6 protein-coding genes are annotated in these 19945 nt (G+C 74.4%); 3 read left to right on the top strand and 3 right to left on the bottom strand.

Going from position 1 to position 19945, the window contains the following annotated elements:
- The first annotated feature begins 18 nt into the window (after nucleotides 1-18).
- The 3 genes from SRB17_RS19930 (at nucleotide 19) to SRB17_RS19920 (ending at nucleotide 17231) form a co-directional block, all read left to right on the top strand.
- On the top strand, nucleotides 19-9216 hold the full coding sequence (locus SRB17_RS19930) for a type I polyketide synthase (RefSeq protein ID WP_153540515.1): 9198 nt from the start codon (nucleotides 19-21) through the stop codon (nucleotides 9214-9216).
- Nucleotides 9217-9241: 25 nt separating this feature from the next.
- Nucleotides 9242-16024, top strand: a complete 6783-nt coding sequence (locus SRB17_RS19925) for a non-ribosomal peptide synthetase/type I polyketide synthase (RefSeq protein ID WP_153540513.1) — start codon at nucleotides 9242-9244, stop codon at nucleotides 16022-16024.
- Between the two features lie 76 nt (nucleotides 16025-16100).
- A complete protein-coding gene (locus SRB17_RS19920) occupies nucleotides 16101-17231 on the top strand; it encodes an acyl-CoA dehydrogenase family protein (protein ID WP_153540511.1) in 1131 nt (376 codons plus the stop codon).
- 412 nt (nucleotides 17232-17643) lie between these two features.
- Here the strand turns inward: SRB17_RS19920 and SRB17_RS46420 are convergent, their stop codons facing one another.
- The 3 genes from SRB17_RS46420 to SRB17_RS19905 all read right to left on the bottom strand — a co-directional run bounded on the left by SRB17_RS46420 (nucleotide 17644) and on the right by SRB17_RS19905 (nucleotide 19573).
- Nucleotides 17644-17820, bottom strand: coding sequence for a transposase (locus SRB17_RS46420; RefSeq protein WP_228396140.1), 177 nt, complete (start codon nucleotides 17818-17820; stop codon nucleotides 17644-17646).
- Nucleotides 17821-18537: 717 nt separating this feature from the next.
- Nucleotides 18538-19047, bottom strand: a complete 510-nt coding sequence (locus SRB17_RS19910) for a DinB family protein (RefSeq protein WP_323375969.1) — start codon at nucleotides 19045-19047, stop codon at nucleotides 18538-18540.
- A gap of 265 nt (nucleotides 19048-19312) precedes the next feature.
- Nucleotides 19313-19573: a hypothetical protein gene (locus SRB17_RS19905; RefSeq protein ID WP_153540509.1), complete on the bottom strand. Its 261-nt coding sequence runs from the start codon at nucleotides 19571-19573 to the stop codon at nucleotides 19313-19315.
- Nucleotides 19574-19945 lie beyond the last annotated feature (372 nt).

Below are 19945 nucleotides of genomic sequence, written 5' to 3'. Positions count from 1 at the left end.
CACTGGAGTGCATCAACGATGGGAAGTGCTGGTCACGGCGTGCGTGAGGGCGACTCACGCGCGGTCGCGGTCGTAGGGATCGGCTGCCGGTTTCCACAGGCGGACGGGCCGGAGGCGTTCTGGCGGCTGCTGCACGGCGGCGGTGACGCCATCACCGGCCGGCGGGACGGCCGGGGGCCGGAGCGCGGCGGGTTCCTCGATCGGGTCGAGGCGTTCGATCCCGGGTTCTTCGGCATCTCGCAGCGCGAGGCCGCGGTCATGGACCCGCGGCAGCGGCTGGCCCTCGAACTGGCCTGGGAGGCCCTGGAGCACGCGAGGACCCCGCCGGACGGCCTCCGGGGCAGCCGGACGAGCGTGTTCCTCGGGGCGATCGGCGACGACTTCGCGATACTCCTGCACAGCCTGGGTCCCGACGCGGTGACCGGGCACACGCTGACCGGAGTGCAGCGGGGAGTGATCGCCAACCGGATCTCCCACGCGCTGGGCCTGAACGGCCCGAGTCTGGTGGTGGACACCGGGCAGTCCTCGTCGCTGGCCGCCGTGCACCTGGCGTGCGCGAGCCTGCGGGACGGCGAGAGCGACCTGGCCCTGGCCGGTGGAGTGAACCTCATCCTCGCCCCGGAGAGCACCCTGGCCCTGGAGCGGGCCGGGACGCTGTCGGCGGACGGGCGCTGCTACACCTTCGACGCCCGCGCGAACGGCTACGTCCGGGGTGAGGGCGGCGGGATCGTCGTCCTGAAGCTGCTGGACACCGCCGTCCGGGACGGCGACCGCATCCTTGCCGTGATCCGCGGCAGCGCCCTGAACAACGATGGTGCGACCGAGACGCTGCCGACGCCGGGCCGTGCGTCGCAGGAGCGGGTGATCCTCGCCGCCTGTGCCGACGCGGGCGTCGAGCCGGGCGAGGTCCGGTACGTCGAGCTGCACGGGTCGGGGACGCGGGTCGGCGACCCGGTCGAGGCCGCCGCACTCGGTGCGACCCTGGGTTCGGCGCGCACCGGGGACGCCCCGCTGCTGGTCGGGTCGGTGAAGACGAACATAGGCCACCTGGAGGGTGCGGCCGGGATCGCCGGGTTCATCAAGGCCGTCCTGTGCGTCAGCGAACGCGAACTCGTGCCCAGCCTGAATCACTCCGGGCCCGGTGAGGCGATCCCGCTCGACGCGCTGCGGCTGCGGGTGAACACCGAGACCCGCCCCTGGCCGGCGCCGGAGGAACCGCTGCTCGCGGGCGTCAGCTCGTTCGGGATCGGCGGCACCAACTGCCACGTGATCGTCGCAGACTGGCCGGGTGCGGAACCCGCCGGCGGTGAAGCCGGCACCGGGGCACTGCCTTCGGCCCTGTCCGGACCCGACGACGCCGGGACGCTGACCTGGGCCCTGTCGGCACGCGGCGAAGCCGCGCTGCGTGAGCAGGCCGACCGGCTGCGCGCTCATGTGGAGGCGCGGCCGGACCTGGACGTGGCCTCGGTGACCCGGTCGCTGGCCGTCACCCGCACCACGTTCGAACACCGCGCCGTCGTCGTCGCCGACGACCGGGACCGCTTCCTCGCCGGACTTCGCGCACGGTCGGCCGGGCAGCCGGCGGCGGCCGTGGTGGAGGGCCGGCACGACGGACCGCCGGTCCGGCCGGTCTTCGTCTTTCCCGGCCAGGGCTCGCAGTGGACCGGCATGGCGGCGGAGCTGATCGACACGTCCGCGGTCTTCGCCGACCGCATCGGCGCGTGCGACGAGGCTCTGCGCCCGTATGTGGACTGGTCGCTGCCCGACGTCCTGCGCGGTGTGCCCGGTGCGCCGCCGCTGGAGAGCGACGAGGTGATCCAGCCCGCCCTGTGGGCGGTGATGGTGTCGCTGGCTGAGCTGTGGCGCTCGGCCGGGGTGGAGCCCGCCGCCGTGGTGGCCCACTCGCAGGGCGAGATCGCCGCCGCCACCGCCGTGGGCGCCCTGTCCCTCAAGGACGGGGCGCGGATCGTGGCCCTGCGCAGCCGGACGCTGAACCGGATCGCGGGCCGCGGCGGGATGCTTTCGGTGGAGCTGCCGGCCGAACAGGTGCGGCGGGACCTCGCGACGGTGGCGGCCTCGCTCTCGGTCGCGGCGGTCAACGGCCCCGCGCAGACGGTGGTCGCGGGCCCGGGGTCCGCGCTCGACGCGCTGGCCTCGCACTACGGGGACCAGGTGCGGACCCGGCGGCTGCGGATCGACTACGCCTCGCACAGCGCGGATGTCGAGGACCTGCGGGAGGACCTGCTTGCCGCCTTCGCCGGGATCACTCCGCGCTCCGTCGCCGTGCCGTTCTACTCGACCGTCACCGCCGCACCGGTCGACACCGCCGAGCTGGACGCCGGGTACTGGTTCCGCAACATGCGCGAGCCGGTGCGGTTCGGTCCGGCCATCGAGAAGCTGCTGGACGCGGGCCACTCGACGTTCCTGGAGATCAGCCCGCACCCGGTGCTGGCGACGGGCGTCCGGCAGACGATCGACACGCACGGCGGGGACGGCGCGGCGCTGTCCACGCTCCGGCGCGGTCACGGGGGCCGGCGCCGGTTCCTCACGGCGGCGGCCGAGGCCTTCGTGCGCGGCGTCGCGGTGGACTGGACCGCGCTGCTGCCCGGTTCCTCGCCGCTGACCGACCTGCCGACCTACCCGTTCCAGCGCGTCTCCTGCTGGCCGGCCGGACTGCCCGGAGTCGCCGGGCAGGCGCCCGACCCGACCGGGGTCCGGGCCCCCGCGCCGGCCGCCGGCGGGGACGGCCCGTCGGCGCTTGAACTGGTCCGAAGCCTGACGGCGGTCGTACTGGGCGCCGCGTCGGCCGCCGACGTCCGCCCCGGCCGGTCGTTCCGGGAGCTGGGCCTGGACTCGGTGATGACGCTGGAACTGCGCGACCGGCTGTCGGCCGCGACCGGGCTGCACCTGGACAGCACCGTCCTGTACGACCATCCGAGCCCCGCCGCCCTGGCCGCCGCCGTCGACGAGCTGAAGACGGGCACGTCCGCCTCGGGTGCCCCGGCGGCCGTGCAGGACCGGGCCGACGACGACCCCGTGGTCATCGTCGGCATGGCCTGCCGCTTCCCCGGCGGAGTGAACTCGCCCGAGGACCTGTGGCACCTGGTCGACACCGGAACCGACGCCATCGGCGACTTCCCCGACGACCGCGGCTGGGATCTGGCGACGCTTCACCACCCGGACGCTGAGCGGGTCGGGGCCTCGTACGTTCGCCAGGGCGGCTTCGTACGGGACGCGACGGACTTCGACGCAGAGTTCTTCGGGATCAGCCCGCGCGAGGCCCTCGCCATGGACCCGCAGCAGCGGCTCCTGCTGGAGGTCGCGTGGGAGGCGCTGGAGCGCGCCGGGATCGACCCGACGGCACTGAAGGGCAGCCGGACCGGCGTGTTCGCCGGGGCGATGCACTCCGGCTACGGGCCGAGCATGGAGGCGGCCGGGCACGGCGTCGCGGGACACCTGCTGACCGGCACCAGCGTGAGCGTGATCTCCGGGCGGATCGCCTACGTCCTCGGCCTGAACGGGCCCGCGCTGACCGTGGACACAGCGTGCTCGGCGTCGCTGGTCGCGCTGCACCAGGCGGTGCGGGCGGTGCGCGCCGGGGAATGCTCGCTCGCCCTGGCCGGCGGGGTCACGGTCATGGCGACCCCCGGCATGTTCGTGGAGCTGTCGCGCCAGCGGGTGCTGGCCGCCGACGGCCGCTGCAAGGCCTTCTCGGCCCAGGCGGACGGCACCGGATGGGGCGAGGGCGCGGGCATGGTCGTGATCGAGCGGCTCTCGGACGCCCGCCGCCAGGGCCACCCCGTGCTGGCGGTCGTCGCCGGCAGCGCCGTGAACTCCGACGGCGCCTCCAACGGGCTGTCCGCGCCGAGCGGCGTCGCCCAGCAGCGCGTCATCGCGGACGCGCTCGCCGACGCGGGGCTCGCGCCGCGGCAGGTCGACGCCGTGGAGGCGCACGGGACCGGCACCGCGCTCGGCGACCCGATCGAGGCCAACGCCCTGCTGGCCGCCTACGGGCGGGACCGGGACCGGCCGCTGTGGCTGGGGTCCCTGAAGTCCAACATCGGACACGCGCAGGCGGCGGCGGGCGTCGGCGGCGTCATCAAGATGGTCCAAGCCCTCCGGCACGCGACCCTGCCCGCCACGCTGCACGCCAACGAGCCGTCCCCGCACGTGGACTGGACGTCCGGATCGGTGGCTTTGCTCGACCGGGCCCGGCTCTGGCCGGACACCGGCGAGCCCCGGCGCTGCGGGGTCTCCTCGTTCGGGATCAGCGGCACCAACGCGCACGTGATCCTGGCAGAGCCGCCGGCCCAGGCCGGACCCGCCGAAGAGCCGGTACGGCCGCCGGTGGTGCCGCTGGTGCTGTCCGCCCGGACCCCGGACGCGCTGCGGGAGCAGGCCCGGCGACTGGCCGTCGAGCCGCTCGACCCGGTCGCCGCGGCACCGGCCCTGACCTCCAGGGCCGCCCTCGGCGAGCGCGCCGTGGTGATCGCCGGTGACCGGCAGGAGGCCGACCGGCGCCTCGCGGCGCTGGCCCGCGGCGAGGAGAACCCTTGCGTCGTCATCGGCCGCGCGGGCGAGCCCGGCCGGACCGTTCTGGTCTTCCCCGGACAGGGCGGCCAGTGGCGGGGCATGGCAGCGCAGCTCGCCGCCGAGAGCCCCGTCTTCGCCGCCCGCCTCGCCGAGTGCGAGCGTGCACTCGCGCCCTACGTCGACTGGTCGCTGGCCGACGTCCTGGCCGGGGCGCCGCTGCTCGACCGGATCGACGTCGTACAGCCCGCGCTGTGGGCCGTGATGGTGTCGCTGGCCGAGCTGTGGCGGTCGGCCGGGGTCGTCCCGGACGCCGTGGTCGGCCACTCCCAGGGCGAGATCGCCGCCGCCGTCGTGGCCGGGGCGCTCTCCCTGGACGACGGTGCCCGCGCCATCGCCCTGCGCAGCGCCGTGGCCGTCGACCTGATGGGCACGGGCGCGATGGCCGTGATCCCGCTGCCCGTGGAGCGGGTACGGGAACGGCTCGGCACGCTCGACGTCGCCGCGGTCAACGGACCGGCCACCACCGCCGTGGCCGGAGCCGCGGACACGATCGCCGATCTGGTCGACGCCTACCAGGCTGAGGGCGTCAACGCCCGCGTGATCCCGGCGGCCTTCGCCTCGCACTGCCCGGCGGTCGAGCCGATCCGCGAGCGGATCCTGGCCGAGCTGGCGTCGCTGACGCCGCGCACCGGCGAGATCCCGCTGATGTCCTCGGTCACCGCCGACTGGCAGGAGGGCGGCGCGCTCGACGCGTCCTACTGGTACCGGAACCTGCGGCACCCCGTGCGCTTCCAGGAGGCGGTCGAGGCGCTCATCGCTTCCGGCCACACCACGTTCGTCGAGGTCGGCCCGCACCCGGTGCTGACCGGCAGCATCGGCCAGATCCTGGAGGAGGCCGGGGCCGACGGGATCGTCACCGGCTCGCTGCGCCGCGACGACGGGGGCCTGCGCCGGTTCCTCACCTCCGCCGCGGTGGCCTACGTCCGGGGCCTGCCCCTCGCGTGGGAACGGCTCACCGGAACGGCCGCCGACCACGTCGAGCCGCCCACCTACCCCTTCCAGCGGCGGCGCTACTGGCTCACCGGCAGCTCCGGGCCGTCCGGCACGGCCGAGCTGGGCCAGGCCCCGGCGGGTCATCCTCTGCTCGGCGCGGCCGTCGATCTCGGTGACGGGGAGACGGTGTTCACCGGGCGGCTCACCGCCCGCTCCCATCCCTGGCTGACCGACCGCACCCTGTCCGGCACGATCGTCGTACCGCCCACCGTGTTCCTGGAGACGGCCCTGCACGCCGGCACACGTGCCGGCACGCCACGGATCGAGGAGCTGACGGTTTCCGCGCTCATGGAACTCCCGGAGAACGGCGCCGTCGACCTGCGCGTCCGGGTGACCGGCGAGGACCGCGACGGGCTGCGGGCCTGCCGGATATCCGGCCGGGCGACCGGCGGGGAGTGGACCGAGTACGCCACCGGCACCCTCGGCCCCGCCCCGGCCCCGGCCCCGGCCCCGGCCCCGGCCCCGGCCCCCGTGAACTGGCCGCCGGCCGGCGCGACACCGGAACAGCCGGCCCTCCTGTACGAGGACCTGGCCCTGCGCGGCTACGAGCACGGGCCGGTGTTCCGGGGACTGCGCGCCGCCTGGCGACGCGACGGCGAACACTTCGCCGAGGCCGTCCTTCCCGAGCCGGAGGCCGCGCACGCCGGGGCCTACCACCTGCACCCCGCCCTGCTCGACGCGTCCCTGCACGGCCTGATCGCCGACGCCTCGGCCCGCGACGGGCAGCGTATGCAGCCGCTGCGCTGGCGCGGCGTGTCCCTGTCCGGCACGGGCGGCCACACGTCCCTACGGGTGCACGCGGGGCCCGCCAGAGCCGGAGTCCTCCCCCTGACCCTGCTCGACGGCTCGGGTGAGCCGGCCGGTCTGGTCGAGTCGCTGGAGCTGTGCCCGGTCGCGGCGGGCCCCCCGGCGGATCCCGCGGCCCTGGCGCGCGGCTCCCTGTTCGCGCTGGACTGGGAACCGCTGCCCGAGCCGGCAGCCGACTCACCAGCCGGCCCGGTGCCGGTCCCGTGGGACGCCTTCGCCCCGGACACCCTGGCTGCCGAGCCGCCCGAGCACGCCGTCGTGGCCTGCCCAGCCGGTGAGAACGGAACCGACCCGGCGACGGCGGCAAGGAACGCGGCCCGCCGAGCGCGGGATCTGCTCGGCCGGTGGCTCGCCGAGGACCGGCTCGCCGGGTCCCGGCTGGTGCTGGTGACCCGTGGGGCCGTTGCCGTCCGGCCCGGCGAGACCGTCCGGGACCTGGCACAGGCTGCGGTCTGGGGCCTGGTGCGGACGGCACAGGTCGAGCACCCGGGCCGGTTCGCCCTGGTGGACCTCGCCCCGGACGCCGTCGAGGTGCCGGCCGGGGCACTGGTGCCGGACGAGAACCAGGTGGCGGTCCGGGACGGCGCCGCCCTGGTGCCCCGGTTCGTGCCCGCGGCGGGTGACCCCGCCCTGCCGCTCCCCGCCACCGCGTCCGACTGGCGCCTCGACATCCCCGAACGCGGCACCCTCACCGCCCTGGAGCTGCGGCCCTGCCCCGAGGCCGCCGAACCCGGCCCCGGCCAGGTCCGGCTCGCGGTGCGCGCCGCCGGGCTCAACTTCCACGACGTCCTGGGCGCGCTCGACATGCACCCCGGCGATCCGGGCCCGCTCGGCCTGGAAGGCGCCGGCGTGGTCACCGCGACCGGGCCCGGCGTCACCAGCCTGGCCCCCGGCGACCGGGTGATGGGCCTGTTCTCCGGCGCGTTCGGCACGGTCGCCCACGCCGACCACCGCACCCTCGTCAAGATCCCGGAAGGCTGGTCGTACACCCGGGCCGCCGCCGTACCGGTCGCCCATATGACCGCCCTGCACGCGCTGGTCGAGCTGGGCGGCGTACGCCCGGGCGACCCCGTGCTGATCCATGCCGGGGCGGGCGGCGTCGGCATGGCCGCCGTCCAGCTGGCCCGGCACCTGGGCGCGGAGGTCTACGCGACCGCGTCTCCCGCCAAGTGGCCCGCACTGCGTGCCCTCGGCGTAGCCGGCGACCACCTGGCCTCGTCCCGTGAGCCCGGATTCGGCGAGCGCCTCGGCGCGGGCGGCCGGCGCATGGCGGTTGTCCTGAACTCGCTGACCGGCGAGCTGGTCGACGAGTCGCTGCGCCTGCTGCGTCCCGGCGGGCTCCTGGTCGAACTGGGCCGGACCGATCCGCGCGACCCGGCCGAGGTGGCCGCCGCTCACCCCGGAGCGCGCTACCAGGCCTCCAACCTCCTGCGATTGCCGCCCAAGCACCTCGCCCGCCTCCTGAACCGGGTGGTCGAGTTGTTCGCCGAGGGCGCGTTCGCCTGGCCCGCCGTAACCGACCTGGACGTCCGGCGCGCCCCCGAGGCCTTCGGGCTGCTGCGCCAGGGTGCCCACGTCGGCAAGGTGGTGCTCACCGTCCCGCCGGTCCTCGACCCCGACGGCACTGTCCTGATCACCGGCGGGACCGGCGCCGTCGGCCGGGCCGTCGCACGGCACCTGGTCACCGCACACGGCGCACGACGGCTCCTGCTGGCCGGACGCCGCGGCGGTGACGCGCCCGGAGCCGCCGAGCTGGCGTCCGCCCTGGAGGCGCTCGGCGCCCAGGTGCGGTTCGCGGCTGTGGACGTCGCCGACCGGGACGCCGTCGCCGCGATGATCGAAGCCGTACCCGACCTGCACCCGCTGACCGCCGTGGTCCACGCCGCGGGCGTGGTGGACGACGCGCCGGTCACCTCGCTCACCGCCGAACAGATCGACCGGGTGATGCGCGTCAAGGCCGACGGCGCCTGGCATCTGCACGAGCTGACCGCGGGCCACCCGCTCACCGCATTCGTCCTGGTCTCCTCGATCATGGGGACGCTCGGCGGCGCCGGGCAGGGCGGCTACACCGCCGCCAACGCGTTCCTCGACGCACTCGCCCGGCACCGCCGCGCGCAGGGGCTGCCCGCCCTCGCGCTGACCTGGGGGCTGTGGGACGACCCGGACGGCATGATCGGAGCCCTCACCGCCGCCGACCGTGCCCGCTTCGCCCGGGCCGGACTGGTGGCGATGGCTCCCGAGTACGGCCTGGCCCTGCTGGAGGCGGCGCTGCCGTCACCACACCCCGTCCTGGCGCCTGCCCGGCTCGACCGTGAGGCCCTGCGCGACCTCGGACGGGACCTTCCGCCGGTGCTGCGCGGGGTGGTGGCCGCCGGAGCGGGCCGGCCCGGGAACCTCCCCGGGCACCGGCGGCAGCGGCCGCTGCGGGAGGAGCTGACCGCCCTCGCGGCCTCGGACCGCGCTGCGGTTCTCTCCGAGGTGGTCCGCGGTCACATGGCCGCCGTCCTGGGTTCCCGGCCCGAGGCGATCCTGGACGACAGGTCGTTCGGTGACCTCGGGTTCGACTCGCTCACCTCGGTAGAGTTCCGCAACCGCCTGAACGCGGCGACGGGCCTCACACTCCCCCTCACCCTGCTGTTCGAAGCGCCGACGCTGCCCGAACTCGTCGCCGTCCTGAACAGCGAACTCGTACCGGCCGAGGAGGCGCCGGCCGCACCGGAGGACGTCTCCGGGGACCTCGGAGCGGACGTGGCGGCGCTCGTCGAAGCCGCGACCGCCGAGGAACTGCTCGACTTCATCGACCGCGAGCTCTCCGGCTCCTGACCGGCCCACGGAGGACCGATCCGTCATGGGATCAGAAACGAACGAGAAGCTGCTCGGATACCTCAAGCAGGTCACCCTGGAGCTGCACCAGGCACGCGAGCGCCTGCGCGAACGTGAGGAGAGGGATCGCGAGCCGATCGCGATCGTCGGCATGGCGTGCCGGTATCCGGGTGGCGTCGACTCGCCGGACGCCCTGTGGCGGCTGCTGGCCTCGGGCGGGGAGACCGTCGGCGCGTTCCCCCGGGACCGGGGCTGGGAGGACGGCCTGTACCACCCCGAGAACGGCGGCCGCAGTCTGACGCGCTCCGGCGGCTTCCTCTACGACGCGGCCGACTTCGACGCCGGCTTCTTCGGCATCAGCCCGCGCGAGGCCCTGGCCATGGACCCGCAGCAGCGGCTGCTGCTGGAGAGCACCTGGCGGGCCTTCGAGGACGCCGGGATCGACCCGGAGTCGGTGCGCGACACCGAGGTCGGCGTGTTCACCGGGCTGTCCTGCAACGACTACGGGCTGGGGCGCGGCGACGTGCCCGAGGAGGCCGAGGGCTTCCTGACGACCGGGACAGCCGGCGGCGTGGCGTCCGGCCGGATCTCTTACACGCTCGGCCTGCGCGGCCCGGCGCTCACCGTGGAGACGGCCTGTTCGTCCTCGCTAGTCGCGCTGCACCTGGCCGTCCAGTCGCTGCGCCGCGGCGAGTGCACGATGGCGCTGGCGGGCGGCGCGACGATCATGGCGACCCCGCAGCTGTTCACCGAGTTCACCCGCATGCAGGGCCTATCGCCGGACGGCCGGTGCCGCCCGTTCTCGGCCGCTGCCGCGGGCAGCGGGTTCTCCGAGGGCGTGGGCGTCCTGCTGGTGGAACGGCTGTCGGACGCGAGGCGGCTCGGCCACCGCGTGCTGGCCGTGGTGCGCGGCAGCGCGGTGAACCAGGACGGCACCAGCAACGGCTTCACCGCGCCGAGCGGGTCCGCGCAACAGCGGGTCGTCCGGCAAGCGTTGCGGGACGCGGGGCTGTCGCCCGGGGACGTCCAGGTGGTGGAGGCGAGCAGCACTGGCACCCCGCTCGGCGACCCTATCGAGGCGCGCGCCCTGCTGGCCGCCTACGGGCGGGACCGGGACCAGCCCCTGCGGCTCGGTTCGCTGAAGCCCAACATCGGGCACTCCCAGGCGGCCGCGGGCGTCGCGGGAGTCATCAAGACGGTGCTGTCGATGCGTCACGGCAGGCTCCCCGCCACCCTCCACGTGGACGAACCCACCCCGCACGTCGACTGGTCGACGGGCGCGGTCGAACTCGTCGCCGAGGAGACACCGTGGCCGCAGACGTCCGGGCCGAAACGCGCCGCGGTGTCCTCGCAGGGCATCAGCGGCACCAACGCCCACGTGATCCTCGAAGAGGCTCCGCCCGCCGCGGAAGCCGGAGAGCAGGCCGCACCCGCCGAGCAGGACGGGCCGCGCCTGCTGACCCTGTCGGCGAAGACCCCGGCCGCGCTCGCCGAGCTCACCGCGCGCTACGCCGACCTGCTCGCCGACGGCGCCGACGGCGATCCGCTCGCCTCGGTCTGCCGGACCACGAGCCTCGGGCGGGCCCACTTCACGCACCGGCTCACGGCCGTCGCGTCCTCCCGTGCCGAGCTGCGGGACCTCCTCACCCGGACCCGCCCGGGCGAGGCGCCGCCGCCCGGCGTCCGCGTCGGCCGGCGGACCCCGGAGACCAGCCGGGGCCCGGTGTTCCTGTTCAACGACCGCCCGGACGCACGGTACGCCGAGGTGGCCGCCGAACTGTCCGAGACCCAGCCGGAGTTCGGCGCCGCCCTGAGCCGGTGCGCCGAGGCGTCCGCCGAGCTGACCAGGACCCGGCCAGAACTCCGTCACGCCCTGGCCCCGTACGCCGACGCGGCCGGCGACCGTACCTCGTCGTTCGCCGTCGCGTACGCGCTCGCCGAGCTGTGGCGGTCGTGGGGAGTGGAACCCGCCGCCGCTGTCGGCCACGGCGTCGGCGAGCTGGTGGCCGCGTGTGTCGCGGGCACGATGAGCCTGGAGGACGCACTGCGGGAGGCCGCCCGCACTCCGGCGGACGCCGCCGGACCGGGCCGGTTCGCCGACGAGGTCGCCACGCTGCTTCGGGACGGACACCGCACCTTCCTGGAGATCGGGCCGGCCTCGCCGCTCCCCGACCGGGTCCGGGCGACCGAGGACACCGCGTTCCTGCCGTCGCTGGGCGAGGGGGAGGACGTCCGGCGCACGCTCCTCGACAGCCTCGGCGCGCTCTACACCCGAGGCGTCCGGATCGACTGGGCCCGCGTGCACGGCGAGCCCGGCGGGCCGCCCGCCGCGCTGCCCGGCTACCCCTTCCAGCGCGAGCGGTACTGGCTGTGGACGGGAGCCACGAGCACCCAGCAGGTGCCGGCTCATGGCGGGCAGCTGGTCGCGCAGGTACGGCTCGTCGGCGCCGACGGAACGCCCGTGGCGCTCGCCGATGGCGTGCGCCTGGAAGCGGTGCCCGGCGCCGCCGAGGCCCCCGCACTCGGGACGGGACGGCCGGCCAGCCCCGGGACGCGAGAGCCGGCCGCGCGCGGGACCGAGAGCGCCGCGGAGCTGGTGGTCGGCATCGTCAGCCGGGCGCGCGGGGCGGCTGTCAGTGACGATGATCTGCACGTACCACTGCGGAGCCTGGGCATCGACTCGCTGATCGCGATCGACATCCGGCAGACCCTCGCCCGGCGGCTCGGCGTCGACGTTCCGCTGCCCGACCTGCTGGACGGCCGGAGCGTCGCGGAGATCGCGCGGACCGTTCAGGCCGCCCGCGGCCGCGCGGACCGCACCGGCGAGCCCGCGACGACGCCGGTCGCCGACCCGGCGGCCCGCTACGAGCCGTTCCCGCTCACCGACCTCCAGCAGGCTTATCTGGTCGGCCGCACCGACGCCTTCGAACTCGGCAATGTCTCCACCTCGTTCCTGGTCGAGGTCGACCTGGAGGAGACCGACCTCGACCAGCTCGCCGCCTCCTTCCGGCACCTCGTCCACCGACACGACATGCTCCGCGCGGTCGTCTCCAGGGACGGGCAGCAGCGGGTACTCGCCGAGGTCCCCGACTACCGGATCACCACGCTCGACCTGCGCGCGTGCGACGACGTCGAACGGGCCCGCCGCCTGACGGAGATCCACGAGGAGATGCGGCACCAGGTCTTCAACACCGAGGTTTGGCCGCTGTTCGACATCCGGGCCACGCTGCTCGACGCCCGTACCACCCGGTTGCACCTCAACTTCGACGCGCTGGTCGTGGACGGCCGCAGCTCCGGGCTGCTGTTCCAGGAGTGGGCGGAGGCCTACCGCTCCGGGGCGCCCTCGACCCCCGCCCCACGCCTCACCTACCGCGACTACGTGCTCGCCGCCGCGAAAGCGGACGCCGCGCAGCGGGAGAAGTCGCTCGCCTACTGGCAGGCACGCGTCGCCTCCCTCCCGCCCGCTCCCGCCCTGCCGCTGCGCCCGGGACCCGCGCCACGGCGGCCGGTGTTCACCCACCGCACAGCCCGGATCGCGCCGGAGACCTGGAAACGCTTCAAGGACCACGCCGCCGCAGCGGGCATCTCACCCTCGGCCGCCCTGTGCACCGCGTACGCGCAGGTGCTGGGCGCCTGGAGCGCCTCGCCGCGTTTCACGCTCAACCTGCTGGCGTTCAACCGGCGGCCACTGCACGACGACGTCGGCAGGATCGTCGGAAACCTCAGCGCGACGACCCTGCTGGAAGTCGACACCACCCCGGTCGAGGACTTCGCCTCGGGTGCCACGCGGTTGCAGAGGCAGCTGCTGACCGACCTCGAACACGGGCACGTGAGCGGCGTCGAGGTGCTGCGCCAGATCAACCGCACCCGGGGCGGGACCGGCCTGGCCGGCATGCCCGTGGTCTTCACCAGCACGATCGGCTTCGCGGGGCAGGGTGACGGTGAGCGCGGCGCGCTCACGGCACTGACCACGCTGGGCACCTCCGGCAGGCTGGCGTCCAGCTCGGTCCGGACACCGCAGGTGTGGCTCGACCACCAGGCCCTGGAGGAGGCCGGGGAACTGGTCCTCAACTGGGACGTGGTGGAGGAGATGTTCCCCGACGGCGTCGTCGACGGGATGTGGGAGGCCTACCTGGACCTGGTGCGGGACCTGTGCGGCGAGGGGGCGTGGCGCCGTCCGCCGTCCGTGCTCGCGCCGGTGGCCGACCTGGAGCTGCGCAGGGCCGTCAACGCCACGGACGCCCCCGTCCCCGCCGAGCTGCTGCACGACGGGTTCCTGCGGCAGGCGGAGAGCCGGCCGGACGCGCCCGCTGTCATCACCGCCGGCCGGACCCTCAGCTACGGCGAGGTGGATCGCCGCTCCGACCGGATCGCCCGGTGGCTGATCGACCGCGGCGCGGGCCCGGGCGTGCTCGTCGGTATCGTGATGGACAAGAGCTGGGAGCAGGTCGTCGCGGCGCTGGGCATCCTCAAGGCCGGGGCCGCCTACGTGCCGGTCGACGCCGCCACGCCCGACCGCCGGCTCCGGGTGATCATGGAGACCGCCGGTATCGGTCTGGTGCTGACCCGGTCGGCGGTCGCGGACGTGCTCGACCTGCCCGACGGCATCCGCTCGCTGCACGTCGACACCGAGCCGGAGGACACCGGGGCGAGTGGCCCCCTGCCGCCTTCCCCGGCCCGTCCCGACGACCTCGCGTACGTCATCTTCACCTCGGGCTCCACCGGGGTGCCCAAGGGCGTGATGATCGAGCACACCGGCGCGGTCAACACCATCCAGGACATCAACGACCGGTTCGGCGTAACCGCCCGCGACCGCGTCCTGGCCCTGTCCGCGCTCCACTTCGACCTCTCGGTCTACGACGTGTTCGGCCTGCTCGCGGCCGGCGGGGCCGTGGTCCTGCCGGACGCGTCGGCGCAGCGCGAACCGGCCGCCTGGCTGGAACTGGCGAACCGACACCGCGTGACGATCTGGAACAGCGTCCCCGCGCTGATGGACATGTTTGTCGCACATGTGCGGGCGCTCGGCGGTCCGCCGTCGCTGCGCGTGGTGATGATGAGCGGCGACTGGATCCCCGTCACCCTCCCCGGAGCCATCGCCTCGCTCCTGCCGGACGCCCGGGTGTTCAGCCTGGGCGGCGCGACCGAGGCGTCCATCTGGTCGATCCAGTACCCGATCACCCATGTGGACCCGGACCGGACGAGCGTTCCGTACGGCACACCGCTGCGGAACCAGCGCTTCCATGTGCTGGACGGGGCGTTGCGCCCGCGCCCGAGCTGGGTCCCCGGCGACCTGTACATCGCCGGTGCCGGCCTGGCCCGCGGCTACCTCGGCGACGAGACGAAGACGCGCGCGGCGTTCCTGCGCCACCCGGTGACGGGCGAACGGCTCTACCGGACCGGTGACCTCGGCCGGTATCTGCCGGACGGCACCATCGAGTTCCTGGGGCGCGTCGACTCCCAGGTGAAGATCCAGGGGCATCGGATCGAGCTCGGCGAGGTCGAGGCGGCGCTGCTGCGCCGGCCGGACGTCCGCGCGGCGGCCGCAGTGGCCGAGGGCGAGCGGGGCGGTCCCCGACGGCTCGTCGGGTACGCCGTGTCGGACGCCTCGGAGGAGGAGCTGCGCGAGGCCCTCGGCCGGGAACTGCCCGGCTACATGGTGCCCGCCCGCATCGTCCTCTTGGACGAGCTGCCGCTGACCGGCAACGGCAAGGTGAACCGCCGGCTGCTGCCGTCGCCCGAGGAGACGGCCCCGCGCTCCGGTGCGGCGGTCGCACCGCGCGACGCGGCCGAACGGCTCCTGGCCGGGATCTGGGCCGAGTTCTTCGGGCCCGTCGGCGAACCGGTCGACGTTACCGCGAACTTCTTCGACCTGGGCGGCGACTCGATGCTCGCGGTGCGGATGATGGCCCGCATCCGGCAGGCCACCGGCCGGTCCCTGCCGGTGGCCACGCTGCTCGCCCGGCCGACCGTCGCCTCGATCGCCGAGGTGCTGCGCGAGCAGTCCGGCGACGAGGGCCGGCCGGCCCTGGTCACGCTCCGGGACGCCGGGACCCGACCGCCCCTGGTCCTGGTCCACCCGGTCGGCGGCGACGTGCTCTGCTACGCCGGGCTCGGCGCCCTCCTGGACGACGACCAGCCGCTGTACGCCCTCCAGTACCCCGACGTCGAACCGGCGCCGCTGACCGTGGTCGGCCTGGCCGCGCACTACGCCGACGCGCTCACCGAACGGTTCCCGGACGGCCCGTACCGGCTCGGCGGCTGGTCCATGGGCGGCGTGATCGCCCTGGAGACCGCCCGCCTGCTCACCGGGCGGGGCAGGACCGTCGAGCTGGTCGCGGCGGTGGACCTGCTCGAACCGCCCGGCCGCGCCGAACCCGCCTCCGACGCGGCGCTGCTGGCCCGGTTCGCCCGCGACCTGGCCGGACTGGCGGGAAGCGACTGGAACCCCGGGCCGGCCGAGTTCGAGCCCACGCACCAGCGGTCCCCGGTCGAGGAGCTGCTGACGCGGGCCCGGCAGGCCGGCGTCCTGCCGGCCGAGATCGACGCCGCAACCCTGGAACGGCTCGCGAGCCGGTTCCTGCGCCTCGGCCGCGCGCTGGCCGACCACGAGCCCACCCCGTACCGAGGCCGGGTCCGGCTGCTGCGGGCCATGGACGGGGCCACCGCCGCGACCACCCGGCAGTGGCTGGACCTCCTCGGCGACCAGGCGGAGAGCATCGACGTGCCCGGCGACCACTACAGCATCATGCGCCCCCCGAACCTCCGGACGTTGGCAGCCGAACTCGGCAAGGCCCTGGAGGACCTGTGACCCGAACCCGCCGCCCGACCCGCCCGCCCCGCCGAACCCGCCGGGCCGGGAGCAACAGCCGTACCAGGAGGACCGGATGACCGCCATCGAACTGCCGACCCGGGCCGGGACGGACCTCACCGCCGCATCGGTCATGGCCCGGGTACGGGCGTACGCCGCGGGCCTCCCGGCGAGCGCGCCGGAGATCGAGCGCACGGGCCGGATCCCCGGTGACGTCCTCGACGGCCTGAAGGCCACCGGGCTGCTGCGTGCCGCCCTGCCGCCGGCCCTGGGCGGTGTCGAGATGACCGTGCCGGAGCTCACGCGGGCGGTCGATCTGCTGGCGGAGGGAGACGCCTCGGTCGCCTGGTGCGCGGCTGTCGCGCTGAACGCCGCGCTGGCCCAGGTCTCGCTGCCCACTGAGGTGTTCACCGAGCTGTTCCCGGAGCCGGACCTGATCACCGCGACGGTGCTGCCGCCGACGGGGCGGGCGGTCCGGCAGGGCGGCGGCTACCTCCTGTCGGGCCGCTGGACCCACGCCAGCGGGATCACCCACGCCGACCGGGTGATGGCCGGGTTCCAGACCCCGGACGGCACCCCGGCGATCGCCGTCTTCGACGCCGCGCACGCCCGGGTGCTCGACACCTGGCACACCACCGGGCTGCGCGGCACCGGCTCCCACGACTTCGAGGTCGCCGACCTGTTCGTCCCGGAACGGCACACCTTCCGTCTCGTATCGCCCGGTACCCGGCAGGAGCCGCTCCATCTGCGCGCCGACAACCTCGCCCTCAAGATGGCGGGCGTGCCGCTGGGCATCGGCAGGGCCGCGCTGAAGGCGGCGCGTGACATCCTGGCCGCCCGGCGTTCGGCGCTGCCCTGGCCGGGCGTCCCGGCCGACCTCGCGCACGCCGAGTCGCTGATCGGCGCGGCGGACGCCTATGTGTACTCCACGCTGGAGAAGGCGTGGGCCGCACAGGCGGCGGGCCTGACACCCGAACGCGGCACGGCCGCACTGGCTCGCCGATTCGCGCACCGCGCCTGCCGGGAGGCGGTTCAGCTGCTGTACGACGCCGTGGGGACGGCCTCGGTTTACACCGAGCGCACCCCGCTCGACCGGTGCCTGCGCGACCTCATCACCGCGAGCCGCCATGTCGCGTCCTCGGAGAAGATCCTCGACGGGGTCGGCGACCTGCGGCTCGGCGGCGACCCGGCCTCACCCCACCTCTGACCCGGCGCGCGGCGACCGTCACTCGCGCGGCGTGACGCCGAGGCCGGCGAGGAGGCCTTTCCCGGTTGGTGATCCCGTCGATGCCCTGGAAGCAGGCCGGTGGAGATGTCCGGGAGTCGTGTCTGTCACCTGCTTCAGCAGCCTCATGATCGAGCCCTCTTGGTACGCCCGCACTCGTGACGGTGTCCAGCACGCCATGCTCGGCGCCGCGCGCCTGCGCTTCCTCACCCTCACCGGAATTCGAACCGCACGTGCGAGCGGTCACCGGAGGCCAGGAGTCGACGTTCACATCCCAGGTGATCAGGCCCCTCGCGTCGGCCTGCGCTTGGAGCTGGGTGATGATGCGGGCCCAGGTGCCATTCCACTGCCAGCGCCGGAGCGAGTCGTACACCCGGTCCCACGGGCCGTACCGTTAGGCCGCATCCCGCCACGGGGCGCCCGTCCGCGTCCGCCGCCGTATGCCGTCTATAAGTTGCCGCCGGGGCCAAGCCGGAGACCGCCCAGGCTTCTTGCGTTGTGGCAGCAACGACTCCGTCTGGGCCCACTTGCGCCAGACAGGAACCACGTCGGCCGATTGCGTGAGCAACATCGCCCCGGATACGCCTCATCGGACCTGGTCTGATGCACCTCGCCACCGGCAAGATGGCGCCACCGAGCGGCGCAGGCCGAGCCCGTGCCCAATCCGTGCCCGTAAGACAGGGCAACCACGGTCAACAGCGGTGCGACCGGCCCTCGCGTTCACGCCGCCACATCCACATTCGAGCAGGTCAGCGACCATGCGACCTGTGAAGCGCCGTCGCTTCCCAAGCTGAGAGCGCGAGTTCGATTCTCGTCACCCGCTCCACAGAGAAACCCCAGGTCAGCGACCTGGGGTTTGTTTTTGCCCAGACCAATTTGGGGGCGGCGCGCCCTCGCCGTGCCCTAAGAGGTTCCGCAGGCGACGGAAGCCGTGCGGCCAGGCGATCGTCCGTTCGACGACATACCCCCAACTGGGACGACAACGCATACCGCGCCGGCCAGTCGGTGAAGCCGCAGTTCCGCAAGGCGGGCACCAGCACCTACGCCACGGTCAAGGCCGGCACTGCCGGCAGCACCGGCACCCTGAGTGGGCGCTGGTCCCGGCTGTGGTCAGGCACGGCCGGGATTCGGCGCACCGGAGGTCTGCCTGATGCCCTCCAGCGAGACGGTGCGGCCCAACGGGCTGGGTGACGCACAGGCCGGGGCCGGCATGAGGGCGGGCCGGTCGCCCGTACCGATCACGCCCTCCCCCTCAGTGCCCGCGAAGTCGCCTACGGTGAGCGGCGGATCAGGCGCCGACCGTGCCGTCCACGCCCTCGCGGAGGAAGTCGGCGTGGCCGTTGTGGCGGCCGTACTCCAGGATCATGTGGAGCATCACCATCCGCAGGGACACGTCCTCGCCCCAGCGCGGCTGGTGCCCGGCGAGGTCCAGGGACGCGGCCTCGCGCTCGATGCCGCGCGAGTGCTCGACCTCGGCCTCCCACACCGCGAAGGCCTCCTCGGCGCTCGCGCCCGTGGTGTCGTAGGCGGCCTGGAAGTCGAACTCCTTCTCCGACCAGACCATCGGGGCGGAGTTGTCGTCGAACACCCGGCGGAACCAGGCGCGTTCGACCTCGGCCATGTGGCGGACCAGGGCGAGCAGGGAGAGGTTCGACGGCGGACTCGACCGCTCCTTGAGCTGCTCCTCCGTCAGTCCCTCGCACTTCATCGCCAGGGTCGCCCGGTGGAACTCCAGGAACGCCCGCAGCGTTTCGCGCTCCGTGCCGAAGAGGGGCGGGCCAATGCGTTCGACGGTCACGGTGGTGTCCTCTCGGAGGGCGAGCCAGGGCGTCGAACGTACCGCGCCCCTCAAGCCGCCGGGACGAGGGTGTGGGAGTGGGCGCCATGACCGACATCGAGACGATCACGGTGCCCGGTTGTCCGGCCCTCTGAGTGACCCGGTTTTCTCGAAGCCGGTCAGGGACTGTCTCAGGAGCCGGCACCAGAACCCGGAACATGCCGGGCGGCAAGACCGGAACGGTGTCGTCGGCGAGCAGTCGACGCTGCAGGCGCCGGGCGAGGTTTCAGGCACGGTCCCGGTGCTCCCGGCGCACACGGGACGGGACGACGATGCCGGCGACGACGAAGAACCGGCCGGAAGCGGTGCGGCGGAGCAGGGTCGCCGGAGGACGGCAGTCGAAGTGCTCCCGCGTCGGACCGGCGCCGACGACGGGGAACCCGTAGGCGCATCCGAGATGCCGCGGAAAGGAGGTGTGCACCTGGTTCCATGCCCAGAGGTCGCCGCCGAAGCTCTCCGCGCACTGGGCGCCCCAACTCCGCCGCACGGTCCTCGACCTGGCAACGCCTCAGGGAACGAAGACCGACCTTCACGCTCCCGGGGGCGATAGTTCCTTCCACCCCTTCGACCGACCCGGCGCGCTCGTGCGTGGCCTGCCCGGTACGGGCCGGGGCGCGGGGATGTCCGAGGCCGTCGGGAGGAACAGGTGCGCGGTCAAGGGGCGGACCCTGACCCGGGCACGGTCGGTACGCAGCGTGCCCTCAATACCGTCCACCGTACTCCCGGCACTGCCGGCACTCCCGGCACTCCCGGCCGACGCGGGCATCCGTCCGTATCCGCCGGCGGAAAGGTCCGGACGGCCGAACCGCTCGCTGTTCAGGGATCAGGGATAGCCTGGGAGCACCGAGAGCTTTCGCGC

Source organism: Streptomyces sp. RB17 (assembly GCF_009604455.1).
Classification (GTDB): domain Bacteria; phylum Actinomycetota; class Actinomycetes; order Streptomycetales; family Streptomycetaceae; genus Streptomyces.
This window is presented reverse-complemented; position numbering and strand designations above follow the sequence as displayed.

Excerpts from the sequence above, each read along its gene's own strand:
- SRB17_RS19930 (WP_153540515.1), top strand. The coding sequence starts at position 19 with ATGGGAAGTGCTGGTCACGGCGTGCGTGAGGGCGACTCACGCGCGGTC.
- SRB17_RS19925 (WP_153540513.1), top strand. The coding sequence starts at position 9,242 with ATGGGATCAGAAACGAACGAGAAGCTGCTCGGATACCTCAAGCAGGTC.
- SRB17_RS19920 (WP_153540511.1), top strand. The coding sequence starts at position 16,101 with ATGACCGCCATCGAACTGCCGACCCGGGCCGGGACGGACCTCACCGCC.
- SRB17_RS46420 (WP_228396140.1), bottom strand. The coding sequence starts at position 17,820 with ATGTTGCTCACGCAATCGGCCGACGTGGTTCCTGTCTGGCGCAAGTGG.